This window comes from Salinicola sp. RZ23 (assembly GCF_003206675.1).
GTDB lineage: Bacteria > Pseudomonadota > Gammaproteobacteria > Pseudomonadales > Halomonadaceae > Salinicola > Salinicola endophyticus.
The window spans coordinates 89,224-109,680 of the sequence record NZ_PZJK01000005.1 but is presented as its reverse complement, the minus strand read 5'-3'; the positions used below and the strand labels follow the sequence as shown (position 1 = coordinate 109,680).

The 20,457-nt window shown below is 68.7% G+C and carries 13 protein-coding genes; 5 read left to right on the top strand and 8 right to left on the bottom strand.

Going from position 1 to position 20,457, the window contains the following annotated elements; genetic code table 11:
• Nucleotides 1-110: 110 nt before the first annotated feature.
• Nucleotides 111-2,609, bottom strand: coding sequence for a glucans biosynthesis glucosyltransferase MdoH (gene mdoH, locus DOM67_RS04290; protein ID WP_110674435.1), 2,499 nt, complete (start codon nucleotides 2,607-2,609; stop codon nucleotides 111-113).
• On the bottom strand, nucleotides 2,602-4,188 hold the full coding sequence (locus tag DOM67_RS04285) for a glucan biosynthesis protein G (protein ID WP_232825132.1): 1,587 nt from the start codon (nucleotides 4,186-4,188) through the stop codon (nucleotides 2,602-2,604). The genes mdoH and DOM67_RS04285 overlap by 8 nt, the downstream gene beginning before the upstream one ends.
• 652 nt (nucleotides 4,189-4,840) lie before the next feature.
• Between DOM67_RS04285 and DOM67_RS04280 the strand changes: the two genes are divergently transcribed.
• From DOM67_RS04280 to DOM67_RS04270, 3 genes are all read left to right on the top strand, one after another.
• Nucleotides 4,841-6,436, top strand: a complete 1,596-nt coding sequence (locus DOM67_RS04280; RefSeq protein ID WP_110674434.1) for a solute:sodium symporter family transporter — start codon at nucleotides 4,841-4,843, stop codon at nucleotides 6,434-6,436.
• A gap of 187 nt (nucleotides 6,437-6,623) precedes the next feature.
• The gene (locus DOM67_RS04275) at nucleotides 6,624-8,015 is read left to right on the top strand and encodes a YcjX family protein (RefSeq protein WP_110674433.1); all 1,392 of its coding nucleotides are present in this window, start codon (nucleotides 6,624-6,626) and stop codon (nucleotides 8,013-8,015) included.
• Entirely contained in the window at nucleotides 8,012-9,082 is a 1,071-nt protein-coding gene (locus tag DOM67_RS04270; RefSeq protein ID WP_110674432.1) for a TIGR01620 family protein, read from the top strand. Before DOM67_RS04275 ends, DOM67_RS04270 begins: the two co-directional genes overlap by 4 nt.
• An 89-nt stretch (nucleotides 9,083-9,171) precedes the next feature.
• On the opposite strand, the gene DOM67_RS04265 is transcribed toward DOM67_RS04270, so the two are convergent.
• The 6 genes from DOM67_RS04265 to DOM67_RS04240 form a co-directional block, all read right to left on the bottom strand.
• On the bottom strand, nucleotides 9,172-9,972 hold the full coding sequence (locus DOM67_RS04265) for a Cof-type HAD-IIB family hydrolase (protein ID WP_110674431.1): 801 nt from the start codon (nucleotides 9,970-9,972) through the stop codon (nucleotides 9,172-9,174).
• 143 nt (nucleotides 9,973-10,115) lie between these two features.
• Complete coding sequence (gene nagE / locus DOM67_RS04260) at nucleotides 10,116-11,804, bottom strand: N-acetylglucosamine-specific PTS transporter subunit IIBC (RefSeq protein ID WP_110674430.1); 1,689 nt, start codon at nucleotides 11,802-11,804, stop codon at nucleotides 10,116-10,118.
• A gap of 48 nt (nucleotides 11,805-11,852) precedes the next feature.
• Entirely contained in the window at nucleotides 11,853-14,477 is a 2,625-nt protein-coding gene (gene ptsP, locus DOM67_RS04255) for a phosphoenolpyruvate--protein phosphotransferase (protein ID WP_110674429.1), read from the bottom strand.
• A 113-nt stretch (nucleotides 14,478-14,590) separates the two neighbouring features.
• Nucleotides 14,591-15,610, bottom strand: coding sequence for an SIS domain-containing protein (locus DOM67_RS04250; protein ID WP_198651723.1), 1,020 nt, complete (start codon nucleotides 15,608-15,610; stop codon nucleotides 14,591-14,593).
• Nucleotides 15,601-16,737 (bottom strand): N-acetylglucosamine-6-phosphate deacetylase, encoded by a 1,137-nt coding sequence (gene nagA, locus DOM67_RS04245; RefSeq protein WP_110674428.1) that lies wholly within the window; start codon nucleotides 16,735-16,737, stop codon nucleotides 15,601-15,603. The genes DOM67_RS04250 and nagA overlap by 10 nt, the downstream gene beginning before the upstream one ends.
• Before the next feature lie 31 nt (nucleotides 16,738-16,768).
• Nucleotides 16,769-17,503, bottom strand: coding sequence for a GntR family transcriptional regulator (locus DOM67_RS04240; protein WP_110674427.1), 735 nt, complete (start codon nucleotides 17,501-17,503; stop codon nucleotides 16,769-16,771).
• A 147-nt stretch (nucleotides 17,504-17,650) separates the two neighbouring features.
• On the opposite strand from DOM67_RS04240, the gene DOM67_RS04235 reads away from it, so the two are divergent.
• Together DOM67_RS04235 and DOM67_RS04230 are read left to right on the top strand one after the other, a co-directional pair.
• Entirely contained in the window at nucleotides 17,651-18,310 is a 660-nt protein-coding gene (locus DOM67_RS04235; RefSeq protein ID WP_232825131.1) for an NAD(P)-binding oxidoreductase, read from the top strand.
• Nucleotides 18,311-18,430: 120 nt separating this feature from the next.
• Nucleotides 18,431-20,371, top strand: coding sequence for an exoribonuclease II (locus tag DOM67_RS04230; RefSeq protein ID WP_110674531.1), 1,941 nt, complete (start codon nucleotides 18,431-18,433; stop codon nucleotides 20,369-20,371).
• The last annotated feature ends 86 nt before the right edge of the window (nucleotides 20,372-20,457 follow it).

Genomic DNA, 20,457 nt, shown 5'->3' with positions numbered 1-20,457 from the left:
CGCCTCAAGGATAGACACCCCAGACACAATCTTCACGGCCGTGAAGCCCCCTGAATGCGATGGGCCGACAATCGTCGGCCCATCGTGGCACTTCGGCACATCCTTGCGGCTCAGCCGAACACCGGCACCCGGGTCGACTCACGCGACGGCATGCCGGACTCGAACCACTGCTGATGCGCTTGGGCATCGCTCCATACGCGGAAGTGCAGCTGCGACATCATCACCGGGTCGTCGAGAAACGCCAACCGTTCAAGGTTGCTCATCGCTGCGGGCCCCTGGGTCACGGCCGCCGCCACGCGCTCTGCCCGGCGCCGGCGCAGAGGTTCGGCCTTGGCATGGCGCGAGGTACCCAGCGCCGTGGCCAACGCATTGGCGACCGGGTCGACCACCACCTGCACGAAGTGCGGGGTGGCCGCCGCCGCGTTCATCCGCCCCAGATGGCGCACCATCCGCCGCAGCACGCGCGGCGGGTGGGTCTCCTCGGGGATCCGGAACAGCCGCGCACGGAAGCAGGCACTGCCCAGGCCCACCCGGCTCGACAGTGCCGAGACCGGAATCGACAGCATCATCGCGCCGACGATCGGCGACAGCCACCACAGGAAGGTCGGCTCCATGAAGTAGACCCCACTCGCCCAGACCGCACCGATCACAGTCTGGCTCCAGTGGTTGCGGATCGCGTCGCCCCAGGTGGTGTCGCTGTTCTCGCGCGACGGCGAGCGCCACTGGATCGCCCAGCCCATCAGCGAAGTCAGTACGAAGCGGGTATGGAACAGCATACGTACCGGCGCCAGCGCCATCGAGAACAGCGACTCCAGCACCATGCTGACGAAGACCTTGAGCGGCCCGCCGAACTGCCGGCTGCCCTGGATCCACACCAGAACCACGCTCAGCACCTTGGGCAGGAACAGCAGCGTCGCGGTGGCACCAAAGAGGCCCACGGCCAGGGCCGGATTCCACTGCGGCCAGACCGGGAACATCATCCCCGGCTCGGGGAAGTAGTTCGGCGTGCTCAGGGTGTGCACGGCCAGCAGCGCCGTCGACAGCACCAGGAACAGACACCACAGCGGCGCCGAGATGTAGGACATCAGGCCGGTCAGGAAGACCGCGCGATGGACCGGGTGAATCCCCTTGGAGAGGAACAGCCGGAAGTTCATCAGGTTGCCGTGACACCAGCGGCGGTCGCGGTTGAGCTCGTCGAGCAGGTTGGGCGGCATCTCCTCGTAGCTGCCATCCAGCTCGTAGGCGATCCAGACACCCCAGCCGGCCCGCCGCATCAGCGCCGCCTCGACGAAGTCGTGGGAGAGAATCTCACCCGACATCGACCCCTTGCCGGGCAGCGGCGCGAGCATGCAGTGACGCATGAACGGCGCCATGCGGATGATCGCGTTGTGCCCCCAGTAGTGTGATTCGCCCAGCTGCCAGAAGTGCAATCCGGCGGTGAACAGCGGCCCATAGACGCGGGTCGCGAACTGCTGCATGCGCGCATAGAGGTTGAGACGCCCCGAGGCGCGCGGTGCGGTCTGCACGATGCCGGCATCCGGATGCGCCTCCATCATCTGCACCAGTCGCGTCAGACAGGCGCCGCTCATCACGCTGTCGGCATCGAGCACCAGCATGTAGCGGTAGAGCGATCCCCAGCGCCGACAGAAGTCGTCGAGGTTGCCGCTCTTGCGCTTGACCCGACGCTGGCGCCGGCGATAGAAGACCTGGCCGAAGGCATCGAGATCGCGACACAGCGCCAGCCAGGCGTGGGTCTCGGCGATCGCCGTGTCGGGGTCGAAGGTGTCGCTCAGGATGAACAGATCGAAGTGACGATCGTTGCCGCTCTGGCGCAGCGACTCCAGAGTGGCACGCACCCCGGCGAACACCCGCGGCACATCCTCGTTGCAGATCGGCACCAGCAGCGCAGTGCGTGCGGCGGGGTCGATCGGCTCGTCCCCCACTTCCGAATCGATGGCGTAGCGGTCGCGCCCGCGCAGGAGCTGGAAGAAGCCCATCAGTGCGGTCCAGAACCCCGCCGAGACCCAGGCGAACAGCAGGACGAACAGCGCCAGGATGGCCATCTCCAGCCACTGCGCGCCCTGCCCCGGCAGCACCGTGCGCATCTGGTTGGCAGCGATGATGCTCTGCCCGAAGATCAGGACCAGCAGCACCCAGCGGCGCCCGGTGGCGACCCACTGCCAGCGCGGCTTGGGCTTGGCCGGGCGCATGCGGCGGCGAAAGCCGCGGCCCACCCAGTTGCGAAAGCGCTGGCCAAAACGCACGAAGGGGTTGGTCGACCACGCTTCCGGCGCCAGCGGCGTACGCTGCATCGGCGGCGCGGTCTGCAGATGCGTGATCCCCGCCGCATCGGTGGTGAGCGTCTCCGGCGGCGCCAGCGGCGGCTCGGCATAGGCCAGCGCCAGCCGCCGCCCTACCGACTGCGCCGCCGGATCCTCAGGATCCGGCTCATGGCCGCCCAGGGCAGCGTGCAAGGCCGCCATGTCGTGGGTATCCAGATCGCTCGCCAGCAGGCGACGGCGCGCCTCGCGGTCCTGGGCCTCGAGCGCCAGGCGCTCGAGGTACTGATCGGGCGATGCGATCCGCTGAGAGGGAGTCGCATCAACCATTGGCAGGCAACCGGTAGTACCAGGTCTCGGAAAGGCGCTGGTCGCCCTGGTTGAGATAGGCGCGGATATCCAGCGGCTTGCTGTTGTCGCTGCGCTTGACCTTGACGAACACGCGCCAGCCGCCGGTGGCCGGATTGGACTCGGTGCGGCTGCTGACCAGTTCACCGTTGTCGCCCACGCTGGCCTGCACATTGATGTTGGCGTCGTTGCCGAGGCCGGAGAGTGCGGCACCGTCGAAGTCGATCACGAAGGCCAGCGAGCCGTCCGATTCACGCACCAGATTGTCCTTGAGCACCTCACCGCGCGAACGACGGGTCTGCTCGACCCAGGCCAGCGACGGGTCGGCGTAACGGCTCTCGTCCTTGGTCACGGTGAAGCGGTAGTCGTAGTCCAGCGGCGTGCCCGGCTCGGGCGCGGTCTCCGGCAGCCACATCGAGACGATGTTGTCGTTGGTCTCGTTGGGGGTCGGAATCTGGATCAGCTCGATCTTGCCCGCGCCCCACTCGTTCTGCGGCTCAATCCAGGCACTGGGACGCAGATCGTAACGGTTGGCGATATCCTGGTAGGCGGAGAAGTCGTGGTTGCGCTGCATCAGGCCGTAGCCACGCAGCCGCGGGGTCGCCTGCTCGTTGATCATCAGCTTGGCCGGGTTGGCCAGCGCACGCCAGGTCCAGCCGTTCTGCGAATCACTGATCAGCAGACCGTTGGAGTCATGGATAGCGGGGCGATAGTTGAGCTCGGACGAGGGCTGCGCCGGGCCGTAGAGATACATGCTGGTGAGCGGCGCGATACCCAGTTTCTCGATCGGACGACGCAGATAGAGCCGCGACTTGACGTCGACCACGGTGTCGGCGCCGGGACGCAGCACGAAACGGTAGGCCCCGGTGACGCTGGCCGAGTCGAGCAGTGCGAAGATGGTCAGATATTGGCTGCTCTTGCTCGGCTTGACGACCCAGAACTCCTTGAAGCGCGGGAACTCTTCACCCGAGGAGAGGCCGGTATCGACCGCCAGGCCGCGCCCGGAGACGCCATAGACCTGATCCTTGCCGACCACGCGGAAGTAGCTCGCGCCGAGGAAGACCATGGTCTCGTCCTTGCGCGGGTTGTCGTTGAGCGCGTAGTTCACCTTGAAGCCGGCGATGCCCAGGTCGGTGCTGTTCTTGACCTTGTCCGAGAGCTTCAGATCGCCGTAGCTGAAGTCGTCGGGCTTGTAGGCGAAGTCGTGCACCTCGCCCTGATCGTCGACGCTGTGCAGTTTGATCGCACTGTCGTAATGCATGCCTTCGTGGAAGAAGCTCAGGGTGAACGGCACGTCATCGCCGCTCCATACGTCACGCTCGCGCTTGAACTGGATCTGCTCGTATTGAGCGAAGTTCAGGTTGCGCAACTCGTCGGGCAGATTGCGTTCCGGTTCGCTGTAACCCTGCTGGGAGAGCTCCTCGGCCTGCTTGGCGACGTCGTCGAAGCCGAAAGCCAATACGTTCTGGGCGATACCGCTGAGCAGCAGCCCAGCCAGGGCCGCCGCGGGTATCAGCCCCTTGCGTCGTTCAAGGTTACTTTGCCGGATCGATGCACTCACACTCACACTCCTTTCAAAACTATCTTGTCCGGTAACAACACGCTCATCCGGTGGCGCCACGGACACCGGGCCGAACCTGCCGCGGCAGGCGGCAACGAAGCGCGCCGACAACACCTCGCCTTGCCATGGCAAGGGCAATGCGATGATAACTTGCGACGAAAAACGACGGGATAGCGAAGCATCCGTGCTTCTATGACAGCCGCAGTCTAGCATAGGCACCGCATTCAAGCCGCGCCGACATATCGCCAGCGTGGCGCGCTGCCCACTGCCAGCCACGACGAGCTCCACATAGAGGCCGGCGCCTGGGGTCATACCGCCATCCCGGCGATGCCGCTGGCTGGGCATAATGGCGTATCTGGCCCTTTTCAGCTACCCCCGGGAGACTCCCGCCAGGCTTCCACGCCGCCTGCTGCTGCCCTTCTCAGCCAGTTTTCCCACGGGTTTCAGCCCCTCGGCTCACCGCCTTTCCTCCATGCCGCCGCGTTTCCGGCTGCCGATCTCGGCGCCCCCAGAACCCATGCCTAGACATTGCACAGGCTATGTCAGACAAATGGCGAATAGCGCTTTCCGCCCACGTGGCCGACACTCCGCAGCGTACTGCGGCAAGCCCATGGCGGCGCCGCCGGGATGCATTCAACCAGGAACTGCCCCAATGCATGCATGGACTCTGATCTCGTTTCTCTTCTTCACGGGGCTGGTCGCCTTGATCACCTGGCGTATCACCCATCGTGACGACCTCAGCAACACCCGCGGCTACTTTCTCGCCGGACGCAGCCTGACCTTTCCGCTGATCGCCGGCTCGCTGCTGATGACCAACCTCTCCACGGAGCAGATGGTGGGGCTCAACGGCGCGGCCTTCGCCGACGGCCTCAGCGTGATGGCGTGGGAAGTGGTCGCGGTAGTCGCGCTGGTGCTGCTGGCGCTGTTCTTCCTGCCACGCTTCCTGCGCAGCGGCATCACCACCGTGCCGCAGTTGCTGCTGGAGCGCTTCGGCCCGACGGCCCAGCTGATCTGTAACGTGATCTTCCTGATCGCCTACGCGGTGATCCTGCTGCCGATCATTCTCTACTCCGGCGCCGTGGGCCTGCAGGGAATGCTCGATCTACCGGTGCTGACCGGCATCGAGTCGAGCACGACCCTGCTGTGGCTGACGGTGTGGGGCGTGGGCCTGATCGGCGCGATCTATGCGCTGTTCGGCGGCCTGCGTACGGTCGCGGTGTCCGACACCATCAACGCCATCGGCCTGCTGGTGGGCGGTCTGCTGATCGTCTATCTGGGGCTCGACGCGGTGGGTGACGGCAACGGCATCGCCGCCGGCTGGCACGCGATCCAGGCCTCACAGCCGGAGCGCCTGAACTCCCTCGGCGGGCCGGACCAGCAGGTCCCGTGGCCGACGCTGTTCACCGGGGTCTTTCTGATCAACCTCTTCTACTGGTCCACCAACCAGCAGATCATCCAGCGCACCTTCGCCGCGCGCAGCCTCTCCGAAGGCCAGAAAGGGGTGCTGCTGACCGGCTTCCTCAAGCTGCTCGGTCCGCTCTATCTGGTGCTGCCGGGGATCATCGCTTTCCAGCTCTACGCCGGCGACGGCATCGCCCCGGACCAGGCTTACGGCCATCTGGTGTTCCACCTGCTGCCGCCGTGGCTGACCGGCTTCTTCGCCGCGGTGATGGTCGGCGCCATCCTCTCCTCGTTCAACTCGGCGCTCAACAGCACCACCACTCTGTTCAGCCTGGGTATCTACAAGGGCGTGTTCCGCAAGGACGCCAGCGAATCCGAAGTGGTCAAGTCGGGCAAGGTGTTCGGCTGGATCATGGCGGTGGCGTCGATGGCGATCGCTCCGCTGCTGGCCGGCCAGGAGAGTCTGTTCGACTATCTGCAGACAATGAACGCGATCTACTTCATCCCCATCCTGGCGGTGGTGATCGTCGGCCTGCTGACCAAGCGCGTTCCCGAGAGTGCCGCCATCTTCGGTCTGATCGGCGGTATCGTGCTGATCGCCCTGGGCTACTTCGTGCCGCCGTTCAACGCCATCCTCGACCTGACCAACCAGTACCACTTCGTCGCCGGAGTGTTCGTGCTGCTGATCCTCGGCATGCTGCTGATCGGCAAGATCGCACCGCGTCGCGTGGCCTGGATCCAGGAGGACGTCAAGGCGGTCGACCTGACCCCGTGGAAAGGCGCGGTGCCGGTGGGCATCCTGCTGCTGGTGCTGGTGTTCGCCATCTATCTCGCCTTCGCCAACTGAGCCAGCCTGCGCCAATCGAGTTCATCCAGCGGGTTTCGTCCCCGCACGAGCTCACCCGGCAACGCCCCGCCCCGTGCGGGGCGTTCGCGCATCCGAGCGCCCTTTTTCCGTGTGACCCTTGCCTGAACAGCGGTTTACCCACACATTTCAGGTACCCTGACGGCGAATGCGTGCGGATAACGAGGCGATGCCCCGAGACCTGACCCAAGAAATTCACAACCTGATCGAGCGCGGCCGCGACCGCCAGCTGCGCCTGGCAGTGACCGGGCTCTCCCGCGCTGGCAAGACGGCGTTTCTGACCTCGCTGGTCAACCAACTGCGCCACGCCGGCATCGATGCCCGGCTGGATCTGCTCAAGCCGGCCCGCGAGGGCCGCCTGCTCGGCGCCCAGCGCATGTCGCAGCCCGACCTGGGCATTCCGCGCTTCCCCTACGACGAGGCGCTCGCCAGCCTGGCCGGCGAGCCACCGCGCTGGCCGGAACCGACCCGCGGGATCAGCGAGCTGCGCCTCAAGCTGCGCTTCAAGACCCGGCGCGCCCGCGGCCTGCTGGGCGATACCGCCAACCTGACTCTGGATCTGATCGACTATCCCGGCGAGTGGCTGCTCGATCTGCCGCTGCTCGCGCACGATTTCCTCGGCTGGAGCGAGGCCCAGCTCGCGGCCATAGGTCCCGAGCGCCAGCGCTTCGCCGAGCCGTGGCGCCGCGCGGTCGCCGCCCATCGCCCCGACGAGGTAGTCGACGAGACCCGCCTGGCCGAACTCGCGGGGCGCTACGCCGACAATCTTCGGCAGGCCCGGGAAGCCGGCTTCTCGCATCTGCAGCCGGGACGCTTCCTGCTCCCCGGCGAGCTCGAGGGTGCGCCGGTGCTGCAGTTCTTCCCCCTGCCCGGCATCGCCGAAGCGGACCGGCGCCAACTCGAGGCGCTGCCCGCCGAGAGCCTCTACAAGACCCTGGCGCGGCGCTTTCGCCACTATCAGCAGCACGTGGTCAAGCCGTTCTACCGCGAGCACTTCCGCCGCTTCGACCGCCAGGTCGTGCTGGTCGACGTGCTCGGCGCGCTCAATGCCGGGCCCGAGCGCTTCGAGGATCTCGCCAGCGCCCTGGCCACGCTCATGCAGAGCTTCGACTACGGCAAGCGCAGCCTGCTCAATCGGCTGTTCGCGCCGCGCATCGACCGGCTGGCGATCGCCGCCACCAAGGCCGATCACGTCACGCCGGATCAGCACGCCAATCTGGTCGCGCTGCTCGAGTCGCTGCTGGCCGAGCCGCTCAAGGATCTGCGCTACGCCGACGTCCCGGTGCGCGCCTTTTCGCTGGCCGCGATCCGCGCCACCGAGAACCGTCAGGTGGAGAGCGACGGCCAGCGCCAGCCAGCGCTGCGCGGCCACGGTCTCGACGACGCCCCGCTGCTGCTCTACCCCGGCGACGTCCCCGCGCGGCTGCCCGATGCCGGTTTCTGGCAGCGCCAGGGCTTCACCTTCACCGCCTTTCGCCCGCCGCCGGCCGATGGCGGCGCGCTGCCGCACATCCGCATGGATGCGGCGCTCGACTGGCTCCTGGGAGACAAGCTGCGATGAGCGACCCCCGCCCTGGCCGGCGCTTCGACGAGCCCACTGCCACCAGTGACGAACCCACCGGCGACGCCACGCCGCTGCGCGGTGCGCACGCCTATCTGCCCGAGCAGCCCTCGACCCCGGCAGCCGAAGAGGAGATGCCCTCACCGGCGCTGGATGCCGCTCTGGCACCGCCACGCAAGCGCCGCTGGGGGCTGCTGGTGCTACTCAGCACCAGCCTCGGACTGGGCACGCTGGAGGCGGGCCAGACCCTCTACCACGCCACCCTCGGAGGAGACTGGCTGGCCGGCGCCTGGAGCGCGCTGGGACTGCTGGCCATCGGCCTCGGCGGCAAGGCGCTGCTGGGTGAGCTGTGGCGACTGCGCAAGCTGCGCCGCCACGCCCGCCTGCGCGAGCGTCTCGACGACACCTGGCCGGCCAGCGGTGAAGGCACGCAGGAGAGCGTCGAGCCGCTGGCGCTGGCCGAGGAGCTGCGTGCCCAGATGGGGCTCTCGCGGACCCATCCGCACTGGCAATCCTTCATCGCCGCCCAGCAGCCCCACCACAGCGCCGCCGAGACCCGCGAACTGCTCGCCTGGCACCTGCTGCGCCCGCGGGATCAGGCCGCGCGCCGGCTGGTCACGCGGATGTCGGGGGAGACCGCAGTGATGGTCGCGGTGAGCCCGCTGACGCTGGTCGACATGGCGCTGATGGCCTGGCGCAACATCGCCATGCTCGATCGCATCGCCGCGCTCTACGGCCTGCAGCTCGGCTACGCCAGCCGCCTGCGCCTGTTCCGCGAGGTGCTGCGCAACATGGCCTTCGCCGGCGCCAGCGAGATGGTCACCGATGCCGGCATGGACCTGCTGTCGATGAACCTCGCCGCCAAGCTCTCCTCCCGCGCCGGCCAGGGCCTCGGCGCCGGCCTGCTCACCGCACGCCTGGGTCTGCGTGCCATCGCCACCACCCGCCCGATCGCCTTCGCCGCCGACGAGCGTCCGCGCCTGTCCGATCTACGCCGCGAGGTGTGGCAGCAACTGCGCCGGCTGGACGACTCGGCCCAGAGCGGGCGCGAACCGCCCTCTCGCTGACGGTGGCAATGGCTGGCCACCGCCGCCGCTCCAGCACGAAGGCGGCCGAGGACGAACGCGATCGCGGGTTGATGCGATAGAGAATGCCTTCAATCGAGCGCGAAGAAACGCCGCAGGGTGTGCGCCACCGCCGCCTCGTGATGGGCGCCGATGCGCTCGGCCCGGGGCAGTCGGGCAATCACCTCGGGATGGGCGTTGGCGACGACGAAGGCGTTGCCGGCCAGCGTCAGCATCTCGACGTCATTGAAGTTATCGCCGAAGGCCAGCGCCTGAGAGGCGGGCAGTGCCAGCGCCGCCAGCATCTGCGCCAGCGCGCTGCCCTTGTCGACACCACGCTGCATCACCTCCAGCGAATTGGCCGCCGAATAGGTAATGTGCAGCGCCTCGCCGTAGCGCTCGCGCAATGTGCGCTCGAGCGGCGCCAGCAGCGACGGCTCGCCGATATAGAGCACCTTGCTCACGGCCGCCTGACTCAGGTCGCGTAGATCGTCGACCTGATAGGTGAAACCGGTCATGGCGTGCAGCGGCAACAGCGCCGGCGCCTCGGCATCGATCAGCCAGCGCTCGCGAGTATACAGATTGAGCCGCACCGACGCCGGTCGCGGCAACGCCACCAACGCCTCCACCAGCGCCTGCGGCACCAGGCGCTCGCTGACCACGCGGTCATCGGCATCGAACACACAGGCACCGTTGCTGCTGATGATCCAGGCGGGGAGCTCGAGCTGGCGCCGGATCTCGGCGATGTCCAGATGATGGCGGCCGGAGGCCAGCGCCAGGGTGTGGCCGCGCGCGACCAGTTGCGCCAGGGTCTCGCGGGTCAGCGCAGCGACGCGATGCTCGGCGTCGAGCAGGGTACCGTCGAGATCGCTGGCAATCAGGTAGGGGGGCATGAGAGCTCCTGTGACTCTGGCAGAGGGGGCTTTGTGTGACAGCGGTCAGCGCTCGCCGACCTGGCGCGGCGCCGCACCTGAGGCGCAGACGACGTGCGCGTCGTCTGCGGCCCAAGATACCACTGTCGCGCCGCGGGTGAGGCTCAGTCAGCCAGACTCTTGGCCACCGCCGCCGCCTGCGGCCCCATCACCACATGCAGGGTGCCATCGGCGAAGCGCTGGACCCCGGCCGCGCCCAGCCCGCGCAGCGTGGCCTCGTCCAACTGCCGGCGGTCGGCCAGGTCGAGGCGCAGCCGGGTCGTGGCGACGACACTCACCTGGCGCAGGTTGTCGTGCCCGCCCACCACTGCCAGCCACGCCTCGCGGGAGTCGGCATCGAGCTCGGCCACGGCCAGCGCGGCGCGCTCCTCCTCCACCGTTGCCGGCACCGGCGCGGCCTCGACAGCGGCGCCCTGCTGGCGCAGCGCGGTGCGAATGTCATCGGCCACAGCGTCGGCGATCGGCCCCAGGATCACCTGCAGGCCACCGCCGCGCAGGCGCAGGATGCCGCGCGCGCCCAGCGTCTTGAGCGCCGTCTCGTCGATGGCCCCCGCATCACTCATCACCAGCCGCAGGCGCGTGGTACAGGCGCCCACGCTGACCAGATTGGCGACACCGCCGAGTGCCTCGACGAACGCGGGGCCGCGCGGCCCTGCGCTGGCCGCGGCAGGCCCCGCCGGCGCATCGGGCTCGCGCCCCGGCGTCGGCAGATCGAAGCGTGCGATGGCCCAGCGGAATACCAGGTAGTAGAGCGCGAAATAAGCCAGCCCCACCGGGATCATCATCCAGCCGTGGGTCGAGAGCCCATAGGAGAGCGCGTAGTCGAAGGCGCCAGCGGAGAAGGTAAAGCCGAGCTTGACTCCGAGCAGGTCCATCAGCGCCATCGACAGGCCGGTCATCAGGGCATGGAAGGCGTAGAGCAGCGGCGCCAGGAACATGAACGAGAACTCGATCGGCTCGGTCACCCCGGTGAGAAAGGCCGTCAGTGCCAGCGACAGCAGCAAGCCGCCGACCTGGGCGCGCCGGCCCCGCGGTGCGGCGTGGTACATCGCCAGCGCCGCCGCCGGCAGCCCGAACATCATCACCGGGAAGAAGCCCGCCATGAAGCCGCCCGCGCTGGGGTCGCCAGCGAAGAAGCGATTGAGATCGCCGGTCGCCCCGTCGTAGCTGCCGAATACGAACCACACGAAGCTATTGAGCACATGGTGCAACCCGGTGACGATCAGGATGCGATTGAGCACACCATAGACGAACAGCCCCAGGTCGCCGGCATCGATCAGCCACTGGCCGAGCTGATCGATGGCGTGCTGGATCGGCGGCCAGATCACCCCGAAGAGCCCACCCAAGGCCACCGCCGAGAGACCGGTGACGATGGGGATGAAGCGCCGCCCACCGAAGAACGCCAGGTAATCCGGCAGCTTGATCGCCTTGTAGCGATTGTAGAGTAGGCCCGCCACGCTACCGATGATGATGCCGGCGAGTACGCCCATGTTGATATCCGGGTTGAGCGTCTCCAGCACCGCCTCCAGCACCAGATAACCGATCACCCCGGCCAGCCCGGCAGCACCGTTGTCGTCATCGGCCAAGCCTACCGCCACGCCGATGGCGAAGATCAGCGCCAGGTGGGAGAAGATCGCATTGCCGGCATTGGCGACGAAACCGATGTCGAGCAGGTCGGGCTGCCCCAGGCGCAGCAGCAGACCCGCCACCGGCAACACCGCGATGGGCAGCATCAGCGAGCGCCCGAGTTTCTGCAGTCCGGCCATCAGCCGGATACCCAATGTCTGGAGCATGCCCCTCTCCTGAGATCTTGTGATTGTGAATATGATGCTGGCGCGTGGTCACGCCTGTGCCGCGGACGCCGGCGTATCGAGCCACGTCGTCAGTGCCGCGCGCACCGCGGCGCCATCGTCGAGTGCCAGCAGCTCCGGCACCCGGGCGGCCAGGGCCGCTGTATCCAGTGCGCGCAGCGACGCCTTGAGACCGGCAATGCCGGCGGGCTCCAGCGACAGCTCGTCGACCCCCATCGCCACCAGCAGCAGCGCCGCCAGTGGATCCCCGGCAGCGGCGCCACACACGCCGACCGGGCAGTGCCCAGCGGCCCCGTCGAGGGTGGCCTGGATCAGCCGCAGCACGCCGGGGTGAAGCACGTCGCAGTGCGCCGCCAGCGCCGCCACCTCGCGATCCATCGCCAGGGCGTACTGGGTCAGGTCGTTGGTACCGATAGAGAAGAAGTCGGCCTCCCGGGCCAGGCTCGCGGCGCACAGCGCCGCCGACGGCACCTCGATCATCACCCCCAGGGCCGGCAGCCGGGTGATGCCCAGCGCGGTGGCACACGCCACGAGCCGCTGGCGCACCCAGCGCAGCTCGCCGACATCGCTCACCATCGGCAGCATCAGGCGCAGCGGCAGCGTGGTTTGCGCCGCATCCGCCACCTCGCTGCCCGCCAGCAGCAGCGCCTCAAGCTGGGTGTCGAACAGCTCGGGGAAGGCCCGCCACAGGCGTATGCCACGCTCGCCCAGGGCCGGGTTGGGCGCCGCCGGCAGGGTCAGGTAGTCGAGCTGCTTGTCGGCGCCGATATCGAGCAGGCGCACGATCACCGGCTTGCCGCCGAGCGCCGCCAGCGCGGCGGCATACTCCCGCTGCTGCGCATCGCGGGTAGGTGCCGCGGCGCGCCCCAGGAACAGGAATTCGCTGCGCAGCAGGCCCACGCCGTCGGCGCCGGCACGGGCGGCGGCCTCCGCTTCCGCGGCCGACCCGACGTTCGCGGCGACATGCACCTGGCGCCCGTCACGGGTGACCGCCACCCCCTGGGCCTGCTCGGCGGCGGCGCGAGCCTGAGCCCGGTGACGTTCGCGCTCGGCTTCTCGCTGCGCCAGACGCTCGGCGTCGGGGGCACTCTCGAGCACGCCATGGGTAGCGTCGAGCACGGCACGTTCGGCAGTGAGCGAGAGCAGCGCCTCGCCCAGCCCCATCACGCAGGGCACCCCCCGCGCCCGGGCCAGGATGGCCAGATGGGAGGTGACTCCACCGGCGGCCAGACACAGGCCCTGAATACGCCCGGCCACGGCCACGAACTGCGACGGGGTCATCTCGCGGGCGATCAGAATCGCTCCGTCGAGATCGTCATCCGCGACCTCCCGCGCGTCCTCGCCCGCCTCCGCCAGCGGTGTCATCACCCGTCGCTGCAGGTCGCGCAGATCGTCGACACGTGCCGCCAGCAGCGCGCTATCGCTCGCCTCGAGCCGCCCGACCTCACGCTGCAGCGCCGCATACCAGCCCTGCCCGGCGCTGGACCCGGCGGCGATATGATGCTCGGCGGCCTCGCGCAGCGCCGGGTCCTCCAGCCACGCCAGGTGGGCGTCGAAGATCTCCGCTTCTTCCTGGTGCCCCTGCGCCACGGCCGCACGCCGGGAGGCCTCGAGGGTCGCCGCGACCGTCTCCAGTGCCGCTGTCAGCGCCTGACGCTCCGCCGCCGGGTCGGCCGCCGTCTCGGCGACCCGCGGCAGCGGCGGGTCATAGTGGCGCAGCGGACCGATCGCGATCCCCTGACTGGCGCGGGTGCCGCGCAGCTGGCCAGGCTCTCCCTCCGGATCAGCGCGCGCCGTCGACGACGAGGCAGACGGCGCCGGCGCCTCAGCGGGCGCCTGGGATGCGGCGGCCGGCGACGTTTCCGGTGTGGCCAGCAGCGTGCTCGCGGCCTCGAGCGCGGCTTCTCCTTGCGCGCCCCGGGCCACCAGGGTCACGCGGCTGCCCTGGACCAGCCCCAGGTTGAGCAGCGCGCTGACACTCGCGGCATCGGCCTCACGGCCATCCGCCGCCACCAACCGCAGGGCGACGTCGTGCGCCCGGGCGATGGCCCGCAGGCGCGCCGCCGGACGCGCGTGCACGCCGCTGGCGGCGGCGACGGTCAGCTCTCGGCGGACTTCCGTGGCGGCCTGGTCATCATCACTCGCCGCATCACTATTCAAGCCTGCGCCCTCGGCCTCCCCGGCACCATCGACATGGCAGAGCAGCAGCGCTTCTCCGCGCTCGACCACCTGCCCCGGCGTCGCCAGCAGCTCGAGGCGCTGGTCCGCGGCGTTGGTCAGCACGATCGGCGTCAGCAGCGCCTTGGCCTGGCGCGCCACCCGGTCGGCATCGAAGCGCAGCAATGCCGTGCCGGCGGTGATCCGCTCACCTTCGGCCACCAGCAGGGTGAAGCCGTCGCCAGCCAGATCGACGGTATCGAGCCCCAGATGCAGCAGCCACTCGCCGCCGGTGTCGTCACGCAGGGTCACCGCATGGCGGGTCCGCGCACACTGGATCACCTCGCCGTCGCAGGGGGCGTGGAGGATGTCGTCGAGGGGGTCGAGCGCGATCCCGGGACCCAGGGCCTCGGCCGCGAAGACCGGATCGGGCAGATCGCCGAGCGCCACCACCAGGCCCCGCAGGGGCGCGCTGAGAATGAGGGGAGAAGATGCCATGAGACCTCCGGCGGCGTGTGAAGCGTGAATGGAGAGAGCCCTGCCCTCGCCCCCACCCGAGATAGTGAATGGGGGCGGCGGGCATGCGCCCTAACGGGTTCCTGGAACGCGGCCTAAAGCGTGCGGGTCACCTTCTGCAGATGCCGCGGGCGGTCAGGATCGCCACCGCGGGCCACCGCCAGACGTGCCGCCATGACGTAGAAGCTCTGGATCACCGCCAGTGGCTGGAGATCGTCGTGGCCGGCATCGCTCAGCTCCAGCTCGCGCGAGGTGACGCTGGCGTCCGCCGCCAGCAGTACCCGCGCGCCTACCCCGCGCAGCCATGCCGCCAGATCGAGCAGGCCGGCCTGATCCGGCCCCGGCGGTGCCAATATCAGCACCGGGTAGCCGGGTTCGATCAGCGCCATCGGGCCATGCTTGACCTCGGCGCCGCTGAACGGCTCGGCCTGGATGCCGCAGGTCTCCTTGAACTTGAGCGCCGCTTCCTGGGCGACGGCCAGCCCTACCCCGCGCCCGATCACCAGCAGCCGGTCGACCGTGCGCAGCGCCTCGACCGCGGGCTGCCAGTCGCAGGCGGCGGCCGCGTCGAGCCGCTCGGGTAGCCGCTCGAGGGCGCCCAACAGCTCGGGGTCGCCCTGCCAGGCGGCGATCAGATGCGCCGCGGCGGCGAGGGTCGCGAGATAGCTCTTGGTCGCCGCCACGCTCTGCTCGACGCCGGCATGCAGGCCCAGGCTGTGCCGCGAGGCCGCCGCCAGTTCGGAGTCGGGGGCGTTGACCAGCGCCAGGGTGCGCGCACCGCCCGCCGCCAGCGCGCGCTGGGTCGCGATCAGATCGGGGCTCGCCCCGGACTGCGAGATCCCCAGCGCCAGTTGCCCGGAGACCCGCCACGGGGTTCCCGAAAGCGTGGTCAACGAGGGCGGGATCGAGGCGATCGGCAGCCCCAGCCGCTTCATGCCGAGGTAGGCAAAATAGGCCGCCGCATGATCGGAGCTGCCACGCGCCACGGTCACCGCGCCGTGCAGATCGGCTTCCCGCAGCTCGCGCCCCAGTGCAGCTACCCCCTCGGCATTGGAGTGCCACTGTTCGCGCAGGCGTTGCGGGGCGCTCAGTGCCTCTTCCAGCATCAGCGACATGGGTCTGTCTCCGTGGTAGACGCCGCGTCGCGGCGGTGGACACACTCGCCGCCGACATAGACGGCGTCGAGGTCGAGATCGGCGCTCATCACCGCGACGTCGGCGTGGGCGCCAACCTCGAGCCGGCCGATCGCGTGCTCGCCGAGAAAGTCGGCGGGAAAGCGCGACAACCGCTGGGCGGCATCGGCCAGGTCGAGGCCGATGGCGACCAGGTTGCGCAATGCCTGATCCATGGTCAGGGTACTTCCGGCCAGCGTGCCGTCGGCCAGGCGCACGCCGCCCAGGCACTTGGTGACGTGCTGCGTGCCGAGCCGATACTCGCCGTCGGGCATACCCGCCGCCGCGGTGGAGTCGGTCACCGCGTAGAGCCGCGGGATGCAGCGCAACGCGGCGCGGATCGCCCCCGGATGCACGTGCAGCAGGTCGGGGATGATCTCGGCGTACTCGGCATGGGCCAGGGCGGCGCCGACCATGCCCGGCTTACGGTGGTGAAGGCCGCTCATGGCGTTGAACAGGTGGGTGAAACCGCGGGCACCGTGGGCGAGCCCGGCCACCCCCTCTTCATAGCTGCCCAACGAGTGGCCCATCTGCACCCGCACGCCGCGGGCATCGAGATGGCGGATCAGTTCGGCGTGCCCGGAGAGCTCCGGGGCCAGGGTCAACAGCCGGATCGGTGCCAGCGCCAGCAGCGCCTCGACCTCCGCGATCACCCCGGGGCGCGCGTGCGGCGGCTGGGCGCCGAGCTTGCCGGGATTGATATAGGGCCCCTCCAGATGCACCCCGAGCAGCCGCGCGGCGCACTCGGGGGGCGCAGCCACCCAGGCCGCGGCGTCACGCAGGGCGCGTTCGATCTCCGCCGGGGGCGCAGTCATGGTGGTCACCAGCAGGCTGGTGGTGCCGAAACGTACGTGGGTGCGCGCCAACGTCGCCGCGGCCTCGCCCCCCTCCATGGCGTCGGCACCGCCGCCACCATGCACGTGCAGGTCGACGAACCCCGGCAGCAGCCGCGGGTGATCGTTGTCGGTCGGGTCGACCGCGTCGCCGTCGATCGCCGTCACCCGCCCTGCCTGCCAGCGCAGCCAGCCCAGCCGCCAGCCGTCCGGGGTCAGGATGTTGCCGTACAGCATGTGCTCTCCTCTGGTGATGCCACCGCCGGCATCACTGCGTCAGTTCCACCATGAAGTCGTAGTAGTCGGTACGGCAGTAGGTGATGGTCAGCTCCGCCGCCCGACCGTCCGCCAGGTAACCCAGACGGGTCATCACCAGCAGCGCCTGGGACTCGGCGACCTCGGCCAGCGCCGCCAGCTCGGTGTCGGCGTTGCACGCCGACACATGCTGCAGTGCGCGCACCACCGGCGTGCCCTGAGCCTCGAGATAGCGGTAGAGCGAGTGCTCGACCGCCTGCGGGTCGGCCACCACGCTCACCGGCAGGCAGCTCTCCTCCACCGCCACCACCACGTCGTCAGCCAGGCGCAGGCGTTTCAACCGCGCCACCCGGCTATCCGCGGTCAGCCCCAGGCGCAACCCCTCCTCCGCCGTGGGCACACCCAGGCGCCGCTCGAGCCAGCGTGAGCTGGGGCGATGCCCGCGCTGGACCAGCAGGTCGGTAAAGCTGGTGAGCCGCGTCAGCGACTGATTGAGCCGAGGGGCAATGAAGGTGCCGGAGCCGCGGTTGCGCTGGATCAGACCCAGCGCGACCAGCCGATCGAGCGCCTTGCGCGCGGTGATCCGCGAAATATCCAGGGTCTCCGCCAGCACCCGCTCCGAGGGCAGCGCCTCGCCCGCCTCCCAGTCACCGGACTCGATCGCGTCGATCAGTTGCTGCGCCAGCTGCCGATAGAGCGGCGTGGCGCGCGAGGGGTCGAGTTGCAGGCGGGAGAGTGACGACGGCATGGCATATGGTCCGGGGCAGAGGCGCCAGTATTGATACCAGTTCAATACCACTAACATAACCACTGCAATACCACTTCACCAGCCCCTACCGCCCCCACTTTGGTCGTATCACGCATCCTCTGCCATGCTCAGAAGGAGATCCATTGCATGATCACCACCTTGAGGAGAGAAGAGATGGGCAAGACACTGGTCATCGGTGCCAACGGCCAGATCGGCCGCCGCTTCTGCCAGCAGGCCGCCGCCCAGGGAGCGCCGGTACGCGCCATGCTGCGCGACGCTTCACAGCAGGCCTTCTTCGACGAGCTGGGCGTCGAGAGCGTGGTCGGAGACCTCGCCGGCGACATGGCAGGTGCTTTCGAGGGCTGCGATGCGGTGCTGTTCACCGCCGGTTCCGGAGCCGCCACCGGCCTCGACCGCACCCTGATGATCGACCTCAATGGCGCCATGCGCGCCGTGGATCAGGCACGGGAGGCCGGCATCCAGCGCTTCGTGATGGTCTCCACACTGCACGTCGACCCACTGGCGGGACCGGAGAAGCTGCAACCTTACCTGGTCGCCAAGCGCGCCGCCGACGCCTACCTGATGGCCAGCGAGCTCGACTGGACGGTGCTGCGTCCGGGGCGCCTCACCGATACCGCGGGCAGCGGCCGCGTCACCCTGTCGCAGGACGCTTCGACCAGCGGCGAGGTGTCGCGGGACAACGTCGCCAGCTTTGCCCTGGCGGTGCTCAACCACCGCGCCCCGGCCCGCGAGTATGTGCTGCTGGATGGCGCCACCCCGATCGCCGAGGCGGTGAACGCGGGTTGAGACGACGGACCCACAGTTGCACCGCGCCGGCCGGGTGACAGTCCGGCCGGCGCGGCGGGTTGGCGTGAAAACGCCGGAATCCGTATAGTGTCGCTCTCGCCCAACGACCGATTCGATACGATGCTGCAGAACAACGCTCTTCTGGCCCAGCTGAAGCAAGACATCCGCGCCAATACCCCGCGTGCCCAGGGCACCATCAAAGCCACCGACAAGGGCTTCGGTTTCCTCGAGACCGAGGACGGTACCTCTTACTTCATTCCCCCGCCCGCCATGAAGCAGGTTCTGCACGGCGATCGTATCGAGGCCGCGATCAAGGAGGATGGCGACAAGAAGCAGGCCGAGCCTGAAAAGCTTCTGGAAGCCTCCCTCGATCGCTTCATTGCCCGCGTGCAGCTGCGCGAGGGTCGTCTCGCGGTGATCCCCGATCATCCTTCGATCAACCAGCCGCTCAAGGCGCGTATCAAGCGCTCCCTCGACGAGGCGAGCATCGCCGACGGCGACTGGGTCGTGGCACGTCTGGTGCGCCATCCGCTGCGCCCCGACGACCGCGGCTTCTTCACCCAGATCGACGAGCTGGTGGTCAAGCGTGACGACCCCGCCGTGCCGTGGCGAGTGACCCTGGCGCGCCATGCGCTGGAGCAGGAGTGCCCGCCGGCCGCCGAGGCCTGGCCGCTGCAGGAAGAGGGGCTGACCCGCGAGGATCTCACCGCCGAACCGTTCTTCACCATCGACGGCGAGAAGACCCGCGACATGGACGACGCCCTGCGCGTCGAGACCAGCGACGACGGCTGGACCCTGACGGTGGCGATCGCCGATCCCACCGCCTATGTCGACGAGTCCCACCCGGCGGACCAGGAGGCGCGCACCCGCGCCTTCACCGTCTACCTGCCGGGCCAGAACGTGACCATGCTGCCGGAGGCGCTGGCCGACGACCTGTGCTCGCTGAAGCCGGAGGTCGAGCGCCCGGTGCTCGCCTGCCGTCTGCAGGTAGGCCGCGACGGCACCCTCGGCGAGTACCGCTTCTTCGCCGCGACCATCTGCTCCCAGGCGCGGCTGGTCTACGATGACGTCTCCGACTGGCTCGAAGGGGTGAACGACGCCGCAGCACCGGCGGCGGCGATCGCCCCCCAGCTCGAGGCGCTCAGGGACCTGGCCCAGGCCCGCGCGGCCTGGCGCGAGCAGCATACCCTGGTATTCAAGGATCGCCCCGACTACGTCTTCGATCTCGACGACGCCGGCAACGTGCTCGATATCCGTACCGAGACCCGCCGTACCGGCCAGCGCATGATCGAAGAGGCGATGATCGTCGCCAACGCCTGCTGCGCCGACCTGTTGTCGCGGGAAGTGGGTCACGGGATCTTCAACGTCCACCACGCCTTCGAGCCGGAGAAGCTCGACCCGGCGCTGGAGTTCCTGGCCGCCCAGGGGATCGAGGTGGAGCGCGAACAGCTCAGCGAGCTGCCGCGCTACCGCGAGCTGCGCCGGGCGCTGGATGACCGTGAGGACGCTTGGCTCGACGCTCGCCTGCGCCGTTTCCAGGGCTACACCAACATGTCCGCCCGCCCAGGCCCCCACTTCGGGCTGGGTCTGCCGGCCTATGCCACCTGGACCTCGCCGATCCGCAAGTACGGCGATATGGTCAACCATCGCCTGATCAAGGGGGTGCTCAAGGGTGAAGCGGCACCGGCCGAGGCCAGCCAGCGACTGACCGAGCAACTGACCGAACGTCGGCGACTGAACCGAATGGCCGAACGTGACGTCAAAGACTGGCTCTATGTGCGCTATCTGGGTCAATCCCTCGATCAAGGCACGGTGTACGACGCCGATATCATCGATATCCGTCGTGGCGGCATGCGCGTGCGACTGAGTGCCAACGGCGCCACCGCCTTCATCCCCGCGCCGATGCTGCACAGCGACCGCAATCAGGTGGCGATCGACGACAAGGAAGGCCGTATCCAGATCGCCGGCGAACCTTGTTATCAGCTGGGCGGCACGCTGCGCGTCAAGCTCGTCGAGGCGCGCGAAGCGACCCGCTCGCTGGTGGCGACACCCGCCGAGTGACATGAAACGAGCCGCCTGCGCCACGGACGGCGCAAGCAGGCTACCACCATGGTGTGAACACCCTGTGACAGCGACACGATATACTG

Bases quoted from the DNA above. Each gene is read 5' to 3' on its own strand.
- mdoH (WP_110674435.1), bottom strand. From the start codon at position 2,609: ATGGTTGATGCGACTCCCTCTCAGCGGATCGCATCGCCCGATCAGTAC.
- DOM67_RS04280 (WP_110674434.1), top strand. From the start codon at position 4,841: ATGCATGCATGGACTCTGATCTCGTTTCTCTTCTTCACGGGGCTGGTC.
- DOM67_RS04275 (WP_110674433.1), top strand. From the start codon at position 6,624: ATGCCCCGAGACCTGACCCAAGAAATTCACAACCTGATCGAGCGCGGC.
- DOM67_RS04270 (WP_110674432.1), top strand. From the start codon at position 8,012: ATGAGCGACCCCCGCCCTGGCCGGCGCTTCGACGAGCCCACTGCCACC.
- DOM67_RS04265 (WP_110674431.1), bottom strand. From the start codon at position 9,972: ATGCCCCCCTACCTGATTGCCAGCGATCTCGACGGTACCCTGCTCGAC.
- nagE (WP_110674430.1), bottom strand. From the start codon at position 11,804: ATGCTCCAGACATTGGGTATCCGGCTGATGGCCGGACTGCAGAAACTC.
- ptsP (WP_110674429.1), bottom strand. From the start codon at position 14,477: ATGGCATCTTCTCCCCTCATTCTCAGCGCGCCCCTGCGGGGCCTGGTG.
- DOM67_RS04250 (WP_198651723.1), bottom strand. From the start codon at position 15,610: ATGTCGCTGATGCTGGAAGAGGCACTGAGCGCCCCGCAACGCCTGCGC.
- nagA (WP_110674428.1), bottom strand. From the start codon at position 16,737: ATGCTGTACGGCAACATCCTGACCCCGGACGGCTGGCGGCTGGGCTGG.
- DOM67_RS04240 (WP_110674427.1), bottom strand. From the start codon at position 17,503: ATGCCGTCGTCACTCTCCCGCCTGCAACTCGACCCCTCGCGCGCCACG.
- DOM67_RS04235 (WP_232825131.1), top strand. From the start codon at position 17,651: ATGATCACCACCTTGAGGAGAGAAGAGATGGGCAAGACACTGGTCATC.
- DOM67_RS04230 (WP_110674531.1), top strand. From the start codon at position 18,431: ATGCTGCAGAACAACGCTCTTCTGGCCCAGCTGAAGCAAGACATCCGC.